Source organism: Flavobacterium sp., from assembly GCF_041911335.1.
Classification (GTDB): domain Bacteria; phylum Bacteroidota; class Bacteroidia; order Flavobacteriales; family Flavobacteriaceae; genus Flavobacterium.
The window spans coordinates 1-12407 of the sequence record NZ_JAYRPD010000024.1; the positions used below are offsets into that span (position 1 = coordinate 1).

The window sequence follows — 12407 nt, forward strand, 5'->3', positions numbered from 1 at the left end:
CAATTTAACCTCTTAAGGTGGTTATTGCGTCGGGGCTCACCTCTTCCCATTCCGAACAGAGAAGTTAAGCCCGACTGCGCAGATGGTACTGCAGTTATGTGGGAGAGTATGTCGCCGCCTTTCTTTTGAAAACCCTTCATCATTCGATGAGGGGTTTTTTGTTTTGTATAATTTTTGAAACAACGAACTCAATAGATTGTTTTTTTTTATTGGTTTAAGTTTTTAAAATAGTTACAATGCATATTTATCGGGCAATCATCACATTTTGGATTTGTTGGTCGGCAAATTTCTCTACCTAAAAATGAGAAAGCCATTCCTATTTCGTTCCAAATTTCATAAGGGAGTTGTTGCATTAATAGTTTTTCGATTTTATTTCCATCTTCATATTTTGGTGTTAATCCAATTCTTGGTGCAACTCTAATGACATGTAAATCAACTATTATGCCTTCTGTTTTTTGATTGGTTTCTCTCAATATTACATTCGCAGATTTTCTTCCAATACCTTTCAAAGTAATTAATTCGGTTAAATTTGTTGGAATATTATTATCCGTTTTTAAAAGTTTGGCTAATTCATATATCCAAGTTGTTTTTGTTGGATAATTTTTAACTTTTGTAAAGTAAGATGTTATCTCTTCAATGTTTGAATTTGATATACTTTCCAAATTTGGAAATTTTTCAAAAAACGGAATAGTGATATTGTTAATATTTGCATCCGAATCTTGAGCAGATAAAATCACCATTATCAGTAATTGATAGGTATTGTTATAGTTTAGAGGATGCTTTCTTCCTTTATATTTATCAATTAATGGTTCTAGATTCTCTTTCCAATTTTCAAATAGCATTTTTATTTTAAAGGTAATAAAAAAAGGAGTTCAGCAATTAAGTTGAACTCCTTTAGTAAATTATTTATTTTAGACTATTTTACTAAACCTCTTGAAATTACAATTCTTTGAATTTCTGAAGTTCCTTCGTAAATTTGAGTGATTTTTGCATCACGCATCATTCTTTCTACGTGGTACTCGCTTACGTAACCATTTCCACCGTGAATTTGTACGGCTTCGTTTGCTACTTCTAGTGCAATTTCTGAAGCGTATAATTTAGCCATGGCACCCGAATGTGCAATATCTTCACCATTATCTTTTTCGGTAGCTGCTTTGTGAATTAACAATCTAGCACATGTGATTTTTACGTGCATATCCGCTAATTTGAAAGCAATAGCTTGGTGATTAAAAATTGGTTTTCCGAAGGCAACACGCTCTTGTGAATATTTCAATGCTAATTCATAAGCTCCTTGCGCAATACCTAAAGCTTGAGATGCAATTCCAATTCTTCCTCCGTTTAATGTTGACATCGCGAAAGCAAATCCAAATCCGTCAGCACCAATTCTATTTTCTTTAGGAACTTTTACATCATTAAATAATAAAGTATGTGTATCAGATCCACGGATTCCCATTTTTTTCTCTTTCGGACCTACTTCGAAACCTGGCATTCCTTTTTCTACGATAAGAACGTTGATTCCTTTGTGTCCTTTTGAAGCATCGGTTTGAGCAATTACTAAATAGGTTGAAGCATTTCCACCATTAGTAATCCAGTTTTTAGTTCCGTTTACTAAATAATGGTCGCCCATATCGATAGCAGTTGTTCTTTGCGAAGTAGCATCTGAACCTGCTTCTGGTTCTGATAAACAGAAAGCCCCGATTACTTCACCTTTTGCTAACGGAGTTAAATATTTTACTTTTTGTTCTTCTGAACCATATTTTTCTAAACCAGCACAAACTAATGAGTTATTTACTGACATGATAACCGCTGCAGAAGCATCAACTTTAGCAATTTCTTCCATTGCTAAAACATATGATAAACTATCTAATCCAGCACCACCGTATTTTGGATCAACCATCATTCCTAAGAACCCAAGTTCTCCCATCATTTTTACTTGTTCTGTTGGGAATTTTGAATGTTCGTCTCTTTCAATAACTCCAGGTAATAATTCTGTTTGAGCAAAATCTCTAGCAGCTTGCTGAATCATTAAATGCTCTTCGGTTAATTTAAAATCCATATTATTTAGATGTAATGTTTGATTATTTTGTAATTTCAGGAATCAAATGTAAAGATTAATTACCAAATTTTCAATAACAATTTGTAATTTTAACCCATGTTTAAAGAAAACTACAACGTTATCGGAGTTATGTCGGGCACATCGTTAGATGGAGTCGATTTGGCTTACATAAAATTCAATAATTCAGGTCGTTGGACGTTTGAAATTTTTCAATCCGAAACTGTTTCGTACTCGGAAGAATGGCTTAACAAATTGAAAAACGCGATTCATTTCAATCCGACTGAATTAGAAGAATTGAGTATCGACTATACAAAACTTTTATCATCGATAATTTCTGAATTTATTTCTAAACATCAACTTACTGAAATCGATGCCGTTTGTAGTCATGGTCACACGATTTTGCATCAACCTCAAAACGGATTTACACTTCAAATAGGAAATCTTCCGATGATTCGGGATTTAGTCAATCAAACGATTGTTTGTGATTTTAGAGTGCAAGATGTGCAATTAGGAGGTCAAGGTGCGCCTTTGGTTCCGATTGGGGATGAATTGCTTTTTTCCGAATATGATTATTGTTTGAATTTAGGTGGGTTTTCGAATGTTTCTTTTAATGAAAATGGAAGACGGATTGCTTTTGATATTTCGCCTGTAAATACGGTTTTGAATTTTTACGCGAATGATTTAGGTTTTCCTTATGACGGTGAAGGAAATTTTGCTAAATCTGGAAACATAAATCAAGACTTATTGAAGCAATTGAATGAGTTAGAATTTTATGCTTTGCCTTATCCAAAATCATTGGGAATGGAATTTGTAAACGCGAATATTTTTCCTTTTATAAACTCGTTTTCAATTGATGTAAAAGACAAACTTCGCACATTTGTGGAACATATTGCCAGTCAAATTGCGAAGATTTGTTCAAAGCCAAATGCAAAATTATTTATAACTGGAGGAGGCGCTTATAATCGATTTTTAATTGAGAGATTGCGTAATTATTTACCTACAACTGAGGTGATAATTCCTGATGATAAAACCATTCAATTTAAAGAAGCCCTGATTTTTGGATTTTTGGGTGTTTTACGATTAAGAGATGAAGTTAATGTGTTGTCCTCAGTAACAGGAGCTAGTAAAAACCATTCCTCTGGAGTAGTCTTTATGTAAATGTTATAAAAAACTAAAAAATGGAGTTTAGGCTTTAGTGCTTAAACAGATTATGTATATTTGTAAAACGAATAAAATTTAACCAACACAATGAAAGATTTATTAAAGAAATTTGAAAACAAAGAACCAGAAATAGTATTTAATTGGAAAGACCCTGAAACAGATGCAGAAGGATGGACGGTAATTAACTCGTTAAGAGGTGGTGCTGCTGGAGGTGGTACTCGTATGCGTAAGGGATTAGATATGAACGAAGTACTTTCTTTAGCAAAAACTATGGAAGTTAAGTTTTCAGTTTCAGGACCAGCAATTGGTGGTGCTAAATCAGGAATTAATTTTGACCCAAACGATCCAAGAAAAAAAGGTGTTTTAGAAAGATGGTATAAAGCCGTTTCTCCATTATTAAAAAATTACTACGGAACTGGTGGTGATTTGAATGTAGATGAAATTCACGAAGTAATTCCAATGACTGAAGATTGTGGTGTTTGGCATCCACAAGAAGGTGTTTTTAACGGTCACTTTAAACCAACAGAAGCCGATAAAATCAACAGAATTGGACAATTACGTCAGGGAGTTATCAAAGTAATTGAAAATCCAAATTTCTCTCCAGATGTAAATAGAAAATATACAGTAGCAGATATGATTACTGGATATGGAGTTGCAGAAGCAGTTCGTAATTATTATACTATTTATGGTGGTGATGTTAAAGGGAAGAAAGCAATCGTTCAAGGTTTTGGAAATGTAGGTTCAGCAGCGGCTTTTTATTTAGCGCAAATGGGAGCAAAAGTGGTTGGAATCATCGATAGAGATGGTGGTGTTATCAACGAAAACGGATTCTCATTTGGAGAAATCAAAACGTTATTCTTAAACAAAGACGGAAATAAATTAGTAGCTGACAACATGATTCCTTTTGCTGAAATCAATGAAAAGATTTGGTCAATGGGTGCACAAGTTTTTGCTCCATGTGCGGCTTCAAGATTGGTTACTAAGGAACAAGTTGATAGTATGATTGCATCTGGATTGGAAGTAATTTCAAGTGGTGCTAATGTTCCGTTTGCGGATAAAGAGATTTTCTTCGGACCTATTATGGAAGAAACCGATAAAAAAGTAAGTTTAATTCCTGACTTCATCGCAAACTGCGGAATGGCTAGAGTTTTTGCTTATTTCATGGAGAAAAAAGTACAAATGACAGACGAAGCTATTTTCTCAGATACTTCAAACACAATAAAAAATGCAATTCAAAAAGCACATGCTTTAAATGCTGATAAGAAGAATATCAGCGCGACTGCTTTTGAAATTGCTTTAAAACAACTTGTATAATTTAATTAATAATGGAAATAGTAATTATTGCGGTCTTTATTTTAGGATACTTAGGGATTGCTTTTGAACACAGCGTAAAAGTTGATAAATTGATTCCAGCATTAGGAATGATGGCTATTTTATGGGCTTTAATTGCTGTAAACCACATGGAGGTTTTTGAAATTATTCCAGGTGTAGGTAAAGAAAGTCACCATATTGAAAGTGTGTTATTGCATCATTTAGGTAAAACAGCAGAGATTTTGTTTTTCTTGATGGGAGCAATGACAATTGTTGAAATTATTGATTATTTTGATGGTTTTTCAACGATCAAGACGTTTATTAAGACAAAAAGTAAAACAAAACTTTTGTGGTTATTCACAACTTTAGCTTTTGTTTTATCTGCAATTATTGACAACTTAACTGCTACAATTGTTTTAATTACTATTCTTCAAAAAATCATCAAAGACAGAGAAATTCGTTTGTGGTTTGCAGGATTAATTGTGATTGCTGCTAATGCAGGTGGTGCTTGGTCACCAATTGGTGATGTGACTACAACAATGCTTTGGATTGCAAATAAAGTAACACCAGCTCAACTTATTGCACACGTATTATTACCATCTATTGCATGTTATGCAATTCCATCATTGATTGCGTCTAAAATGAAAATTTTTAAAGGACATATCGATAGTGACTTAAGTGAAGATAATTCTCCTAAATCAAAATATGGAGCGACTATGTTTTATTTAGGATTAGCTGGGATTTTATTTGTGCCTATATTTAAAACGTTTACGCACTTACCTCCTTATGTTGGAATGATGCTTTCGTTAGCGGTTATTTCAGCAGTTGCGGAATATTTAAGTAACAATGAATTTTCAATAGCTGGAGAAACATCAGGTCATGGTGTTAATGATCCTCAGCATAGTCCAGTTCATAAGTCACTTTCTAAAATTGAAATGCCAAGTATTTTATTTTTCTTAGGTATTTTAATGGCAGTTGCTGCTTTAGAATCTTTAGGAATGTTGTATGAATTTGCTGGAGTATTAGAAAAAGGTGTCCCAATGTTAGGAACTGAGCATGGAACAACAGTGTTGTCTGACTTAGTAGTTATACTTTTAGGTGCTGGTTCAGCCGTAATTGATAATGTGCCTTTAGTTGCAGCAAGTATTGGAATGTTTTCTATGGGATTGGATGCTCCAGAATGGCATTTTATTGCTTATGCAGCGGGAACAGGAGGAAGTATTTTAGTGATTGGTTCTGCAGCTGGTGTAGTAGCCATGGGAATGGAAAAAATAGATTTCTTTTGGTATCTTAAAAAAATTGGAGGTCTTGCTCTACTTGGATTTTTAGCAGGTAGCGCGGTTTTCATTCTTTTGAGAGATTTTTTATTGAATGCTCATTAAAAAACAATATTTAGATTTTATCTGCGTTTTTAATTCAAATTAAATAATTATTTATGGGTTTATTTCTTCAAGCCGATAGTTTAGCTATAGCTAGTCAAGTTGCTACTGAAGCACAACCAACAGAAAAAACACTTTCTGTTTGGAGTTTACTTACAAGTGGTGGAATAGGAGGGCAAGTTATTATGATTGTGCTTTTTGCACTTTTGTTTGCTGCATTGTTCTTGTATTTTGAACGATTAATGGCGATAAACAAAGCTTCAAAAATTGATGCTAATTTTATGAATAACATCAAAATGAACATAATGTCGGGAAAAATAGACGCAGCTAAAATGTTGTGTGCTCAAACCAATTCGCCTGTAGCACGATTAATTGAAAAAGGAATATCTCGTATTGGAAAACCTTTGGAAGACATCAACACAGCAATTGAAAACGCAGGTAATTTAGAGTTATATAAACTGGAAAAAAATACCAGTATGTTAGCAACCATTTCTGGAGCTGGTCCTATGATTGGTTTTCTTGGAACGGTTCTTGGTATGATTCTTGCGTTTCATGAAATGGCTAGTGGTGGTGGACAAATTGAAGTTGGTGCTTTAGCTGAAGGAATTTATACAGCAATGACTACAACCGTAGTTGGTTTAGTTGTTGGTATTATCGCTTATGTAGGATATAATCACTTGGTGGTAAGAACAAATAAAGTGGTAAACCAAATGGAAGCGAATGCGGTTGATTTCTTAGACTTATTAAACGAGCCCGTATAATGAAATTAGGAAAAACAAGAAATAAAGTGTCAACAGAATTCAATATGTCATCTATGACCGATATTGTGTTCTTGTTGTTAATCTTTTTTATGCTTACTTCTACAATGGTGACTACTAATGCTTTAGATTTAGTGTTGCCAAAGGCTAAAGGGAAAACAGATAGTAATAAAAGTACTTCTGTAAGTATAGATAAAGATTTGAACTTTTTTATTGATAAAGATAAAGTGAACGAAGCTGATTTGGAAAACCAATTATTGGCGTTGTTTGCTAATTCTGAAAATAAGGCTATTGTATTGCGTGCCGAAAAATCAGTTCCGCACGAAAAAGTGGTAAAAGTGATGGATATTGCGTATCGCAATCAAATTAAAATAGTAGTGGCTGTTAATCCAAAATAAACCTAAATGAAATTTTTAGAAACACCAGAGGAGAAAAAATCATTCACAATAACATCGGTTATTTTTGTGATACTTTTTCTGTTGTTTACTATTTTCGGATTAACCTATATGGATCCCCCGCCAGAAAACGGTATTGCAGTTAACTTTGGAACTAGTGAAACCGGTAGTGGAGAAATTCAACCAACAGAGCCTATTCAATCGGCTCCTGAGCAAGCACAATCAAAGCCTGTTCCAGCTGAAGAAGATGATGTTTTAACGCAAGAGGATGAAGCACCAATTACACTTCCTAAAAAAGAAAAGACTAAACCGGTTACAAAGCCTACAGAAACAAAACCTGTAACCAAACCAACTGAAACCAAACCAACAAAACCTAGTAATAGTGCTTTGAATAGTATTATAAAAGGTCCAAAGCAAGATGGAACTAAACAAGATGGGCATGGTCCTGATGACGAAGGTGGCGATAAAGGAAATCCTAACGGAAGTTTATATGCTAATAGCTTTTACGGTAGTGGAACTGGCGATGGAATAGGAACCGGAAAGGGAACTGGTTGGGGATTGGCTGGAAGAAAATTGTCGGGTAATAGCAAGAAAATTCAAGATTGTAATGAATCTGGTAAAGTAGTAGTGAAAATTTGGGTAAATCGTCAAGGGAATGTTATTAAGGCCGAGCGTTCTCAAGGGACTACAAATACGAATCCTTGTTTAGTTAATCCAGCTTTAGAAACTGCAAAAACGTTCAAATGGCAGCCTGATGCCAATGCTCCAGAAACTCAAATTGGGTTTGTTGTAGTAAATTTCCAAGTTGGTGAATAAAATATTCATTTAGAATGACATATCAAGAAACTACAAAGTGGTTGTTTAACCAGTTACCTATGTTTCAAATGCAAGGTGCTTCTGCTTATAAGAAGGACTTAACAAATACATTGCTCTTAGTTGAACATCTCAATCATCCTGAAACTAAATTCAAATCGGTTCATGTAGCCGGAACCAATGGAAAAGGTTCAACGTCTTCAATGATTGCTTCTATACTTCAAGAAGCAGGTTATAATGTTGGATTGTATACTTCTCCTCATTTAAAAGATTTTCGTGAACGTATCCGAATTAATGGCGAAATGATTTCGGAAGAATATGTGGTTAATTTTGTAGCTCAAAACAAGTCTTTTTTCGAATCAAATCAACTTAGCTTTTTTGAAATGACTGTAGGTTTGGCATTTGATTATTTTGCAACTGAAAAAGTAGATGTGGCTATTATTGAAGTTGGAATGGGAGGAAGACTTGATTCTACCAATGTGATTACACCTTTAGTTTCTGTGATAACCAACATCGGTTTTGATCACACTCAATTTTTAGGAGATACATTGCCGAAAATTGCTGCTGAAAAAGCTGGGATTATAAAACCAAATGTTCCTGTTGTAATTGGAGAATTTACAGAAGAAACAAAACCAGTGTTTATTTCAAAATCAAAATCTGAAAACGCACCTATTTATTTTGCATCGGATAATTCAGAAGTACTGTATGAGTGTGGTTTGTTAGGAGATTATCAGTTTCATAACAAGAAAACTGTTCTACAAACGATTCAACTTCTTCAAACACATTTTAAAATAGAAGAACAACATATTAAACTTGGGTTTAAGCATGTTGTTGAGAATACGGGATTATTAGGTAGATGGCAAATATTAAATAAAGAGCCATTTGTGGTTTGCGATACTGCACATAATAGTCATGGTTTGAAAATTGTTTTAAATCAAATTCAAAAGCACCATTTTGATACATTGCATTTTGTTTTAGGTGTTGTAAATGATAAAGATTTGGAAAGTATTTTGCCTTTGTTTCCTAAAAATGCAAAATATTTTTTTTGTAAGCCAAATGTTCCAAGAGGATTAGACGCTAAAATTTTACAGGAAAAAGCAGCTGCTTTTGAATTGATTGGTGATGCATTTAATTCTGTTTCAGAAGCTTATGAGACGTCAATGCAATTGGCTAAAAAATCGGATTTTATTTATATTGGTGGAAGTACTTTTGTGGTGGCAGAAATTGTTTAATTTTTTTTATAAAACGCTTGCAGAAACAAATAATCCTTGTATATTTGCACTCGCAATACGGTAATAGTAAAGTAATTTATTGGGGCGATTAGCTCAGCTGGTTCAGAGCACCTCGTTTACACCGAGGGGGTCGGGGGTTCGAACCCCTCATCGCCCACAAAAAAGCACTTCAAATGAAGTGCTTTTTTTTTATATCAAATCTAAAGTTTTTTCTAATGCCATTCCTCTTGATCCTTTTATTAATAGTAAATTATTATTTGGAAGATTTGTCTTTAAAAAAGCTGCAAAATTTTCAAAATTTTCGAAGAATTTTAAATGTGTGTTTGATGTTTGGTTTGCATAAAAATCTTTCCCAATAAAATAAGTAGTTATTGAAGTTTCATTAATTAGTAAATCTACAATTTTCTCGTGCTCATTGTGACTCTCTTCCCCTAACTCAAACATGTCGCCAAGAATGGCAATTTTGTTCTTTTTTTCTAACTGTATAAAGTTAGCAATTGCAGCAGCCATACTACTTGGATTAGCATTGTAAGCATCTAAAATTATTTCATTTCCATTTTTTTGTATTAATTGAGAGCGGTTGTTTTCTGGAATGTAGTTTTCAATTGCTTCTTTAATTAATTCATCAGAAACTTTGAAATAATTTCCTATTGTAATAGCAGCATTAATATTGTTAGCATTATAAATTCCAATGAGGTGGGATTGTACAGTTTGATTGTTGAATATTATTTTCACCATCGGATTTACTTCAATAGTTGAAATTTTCACATCTGCAGTTGAATTATTTAAAGAGAAACTAAACCGTTTAATATTGGTTGATTTTTCATTTTGTATCGAATCATTTACATTAACAAAAACCATCTTGTTATTGCCTCTAAGATAATCATACATTTCACTTTTACCCTTAATTACTCCTTCAACTCCGCCAAATCCTTCTAGATGTGCCTTTCCAAAATTTGTTATATAACCATAATCAGGTTGTGCAATTTGACAAAGAAATTCAATTTCTTTTTGATGGTTTGCTCCCATTTCAACAATCCCAATTTCAGTTTCTTTGGTAAATCGTAATAGGGTAAGAGGAACACCTATATGGTTATTTAAATTGCCAATTGTAGCAAGAGTATTGTATTTTTTAGAAAGAACTGCGTGGATTAATTCTTTTGTAGTGGTTTTGCCATTGCTGCCTGTTAAAGCTATGATTGGTAATCCTAAAAAAGTTCTGTGATATTTAGCCAATTCTTGTAAGGCAATTAGCGAATCTTTTACTAGTAAAGTACGATTGTCAATTAGATAAGTTGGATTGTCTATTACCACATATTTTGCTCCTTTTTCTAATGCTTCTTTTGCAAAAGTGTTGGCATCAAAATTATCGCCTTTTAATGCAACGAATAAAGAGTTTTTTTCAATTTTACGCGTATCTGTTGAAACACTTGAACACTCTAAAAATAAAGAATGTAAATTTGCAATTGTTGTCATATAAGTTTTATTAAATTGAAACGAAGATAAAAAAAAGCCCTTTCGTTTGAAAGGGCTTTTTAAAGTATTTTGTATGAAAATTATTTTTTAGGATTTCCTCTAGGAGTCTTTTTGTTTGACTTAGGACCTACTTTAGACATCGCACATCTAAATCCGATGTAATCAGTTGCCATATCTTGAGGGAAGAATCTTCTTGAAGCTGGGTCTAACCAGTAAGCTCTATCTCTCCATGAACCACCTTTGTAAACTCTAACGTTGTCATCTACTAAAGTAGTTCTCTTGTCGTTATTTTTGGTGTCGTATTTTTTTACCATATTACCTAAACTATCAGCAGTGATAGAGTGTTTAGGAGCTTCGTACATTCTGAATTTCTCTTCACCACCTGCTTGTTCTCCTTCTTCAGAATCATTGAATTTGTAGAAACGAGTAGATTGTCTATCACCATCTCTATAGTTTCTGTTATCAGAAGTAGAGAATTGTGTTCTTAAATAAGTTTCGTTTTCATCAACAGGAACTTGAGCAATTTGACCAGGGAAATTTCTAGCCATAATTCTACCGTTACTTAAAGTATCGTAAGTGATGTTGTCAGAAGTTACTAATTCAACAACTCCATCTTCTCCAATTTTGTTTTTTGTATAAACGTTACCTCTGAAGTAGTTAAAGTCATTTGCTTCATCATCTACCATTGGTCTATAAACGTCTTGTACCCATTCAGCTACGTTACCTGCCATATCGTACAATCCGAAATCATTTGGTGCATAACTTTTTACTTTGTTAGTAATATCTGCACCGTCATCAGACCATCCAGCAATTCCTCCGTAGTCTCCTTTTCCTTGTTTGAAGTTAGCTAATTGGTCACCTCTATATTGTCTTTTAGCAGAACGAGTATATTGTCCACTCCAAGGGTATTTCTTTTGTCCTTTGTAGATATTGTATTCTCTATTTCCAACTAAAGCAGTAGCAGCATATTCCCACTCAGCTTCTGTTGGTAATCTGTATTCAGGTAAAATTAAACCTGAACTTCTTTGAGCATAAACGTTTTTAGCAGTATCTGCAGCTTGTCTTCTACCTTTACCCATTTCTTTTTTCAATACAACTTCTTCATTACCACCAAAAGCTTTTGATGGAGTATTGATATAAGTTTCAGTACTAAATGAGTTTTCAGCAGTTACATCAGAACCTAATTTGATTTTGTTGTCTTTTTTAAGATAACCTTCACGCTCTAAAATATTTTCATTTACACGTTCAGTTCTCCATTTGCTAAATTCAACTGCTTGAATCCAGTTAACTCCTACTACTGGGTAATCTGCATAAGCAGGATGTCTTAAGTAGTTATTAGTCATCGTTTCGTTGTATCCTAAGCGATTTCTCCATACTAAAGTATCTGGAATTGCTCCGTTGTAGATGTGTTTGTAATTTTCTTCTGTTGGAGGAAATACAGTTTTTACCCAAAATAAGTATTCAGAATACATTTTGTTTGTAACTTCTGTTTCATCCATGAAAAATGATTGTACGTGTTGTTGATTTGGAGAGTTATTCCAATCATGCATAACATCGTCTTGTACTTTACCCATTGTAAAAGTACCACCCTCTACCGAAATCATTCCTGGAGGTGTTTCTTGTTGTTTAAACTTGTCGTTAAACTGAAATCCACCTTTTTTGTCATTGATTTTCCATCCCGTAGCAGTAGAACCACCTTTGGTGCTTCCTTTTTTGCTACAACCCGTAAAACCTAATGCCAGTGCTAATACCACTAACACTTTTAAAGCCATAATTTTCTTAATTTTCATACTTTAGTAGGTAATAATTTTAGTGTCGCAAGATAA

Annotated in this window: 11 protein-coding genes, 1 tRNA gene and 1 rRNA gene; 9 read left to right on the top strand and 4 right to left on the bottom strand. The window is 33.7% G+C overall.

Annotation, left to right across the window (positions count from 1 at the left end):
- Window positions 1-13 precede the first annotated feature (13 nt).
- Window positions 14-123 (top strand): 5S ribosomal RNA (gene rrf, locus ACE3PD_RS02925).
- A gap of 83 nt (window positions 124-206) precedes the next feature.
- Here rrf and nth read toward each other — a convergent pair.
- Both nth and ACE3PD_RS02935 read right to left on the bottom strand, forming a co-directional pair.
- Window positions 207-842, bottom strand: coding sequence for an endonuclease III (nth, locus tag ACE3PD_RS02930; protein WP_374399377.1), 636 nt, complete (start codon window positions 840-842; stop codon window positions 207-209).
- Between the two features lie 74 nt (window positions 843-916).
- Window positions 917-2056, bottom strand: a complete 1140-nt coding sequence (locus ACE3PD_RS02935) for an acyl-CoA dehydrogenase (RefSeq protein WP_291107900.1) — start codon at window positions 2054-2056, stop codon at window positions 917-919.
- 96 nt (window positions 2057-2152) lie between these two features.
- Between ACE3PD_RS02935 and ACE3PD_RS02940 the strand changes: the two genes are divergently transcribed.
- The 8 genes from ACE3PD_RS02940 to ACE3PD_RS02975 all read left to right on the top strand — a co-directional run bounded on the left by ACE3PD_RS02940 (window position 2153) and on the right by ACE3PD_RS02975 (window position 9262).
- The gene (locus ACE3PD_RS02940) at window positions 2153-3214 is read left to right on the top strand and encodes an anhydro-N-acetylmuramic acid kinase (protein WP_374399379.1); all 1062 of its coding nucleotides are present in this window, start codon (window positions 2153-2155) and stop codon (window positions 3212-3214) included.
- A 90-nt stretch (window positions 3215-3304) separates the two neighbouring features.
- Window positions 3305-4531 (top strand): Glu/Leu/Phe/Val dehydrogenase dimerization domain-containing protein, encoded by a 1227-nt coding sequence (locus ACE3PD_RS02945; protein ID WP_374399380.1) that lies wholly within the window; start codon window positions 3305-3307, stop codon window positions 4529-4531.
- A gap of 11 nt (window positions 4532-4542) precedes the next feature.
- Complete coding sequence (nhaD, locus tag ACE3PD_RS02950) at window positions 4543-5910, top strand: sodium:proton antiporter NhaD (RefSeq protein ID WP_374399381.1); 1368 nt, start codon at window positions 4543-4545, stop codon at window positions 5908-5910.
- Window positions 5911-5963: 53 nt separating this feature from the next.
- The gene (locus tag ACE3PD_RS02955; RefSeq protein ID WP_374399383.1) at window positions 5964-6668 is read left to right on the top strand and encodes a MotA/TolQ/ExbB proton channel family protein; all 705 of its coding nucleotides are present in this window, start codon (window positions 5964-5966) and stop codon (window positions 6666-6668) included.
- Window positions 6668-7063 carry an ExbD/TolR family protein gene (locus ACE3PD_RS02960; protein ID WP_374399385.1) on the top strand — a complete coding sequence of 132 codons (396 nt, stop codon included), beginning with the start codon at window positions 6668-6670 and terminating at the stop codon, window positions 7061-7063. The genes ACE3PD_RS02955 and ACE3PD_RS02960 overlap by 1 nt, the downstream gene beginning before the upstream one ends.
- 6 nt (window positions 7064-7069) lie before the next feature.
- A complete protein-coding gene (locus tag ACE3PD_RS02965; RefSeq protein WP_374399387.1) occupies window positions 7070-7876 on the top strand; it encodes an energy transducer TonB in 807 nt (268 codons plus the stop codon).
- A 14-nt stretch (window positions 7877-7890) separates the two neighbouring features.
- Window positions 7891-9105, top strand: coding sequence for a folylpolyglutamate synthase/dihydrofolate synthase family protein (locus tag ACE3PD_RS02970; RefSeq protein WP_374399389.1), 1215 nt, complete (start codon window positions 7891-7893; stop codon window positions 9103-9105).
- An 82-nt stretch (window positions 9106-9187) separates the two neighbouring features.
- Window positions 9188-9262 (top strand) — tRNA-Val (locus ACE3PD_RS02975).
- Window positions 9263-9294: 32 nt separating this feature from the next.
- On the opposite strand, the gene murF is transcribed toward ACE3PD_RS02975, so the two are convergent.
- Window positions 9295-10581 (bottom strand): UDP-N-acetylmuramoyl-tripeptide--D-alanyl-D-alanine ligase, encoded by a 1287-nt coding sequence (gene murF, locus ACE3PD_RS02980; protein ID WP_374399391.1) that lies wholly within the window; start codon window positions 10579-10581, stop codon window positions 9295-9297.
- A gap of 80 nt (window positions 10582-10661) precedes the next feature.
- Entirely contained in the window at window positions 10662-12371 is a 1710-nt protein-coding gene (gldJ, locus tag ACE3PD_RS02985) for a gliding motility lipoprotein GldJ (protein WP_374399393.1), read from the bottom strand.
- Between the last annotated feature and the right edge of the window lie 36 nt (window positions 12372-12407).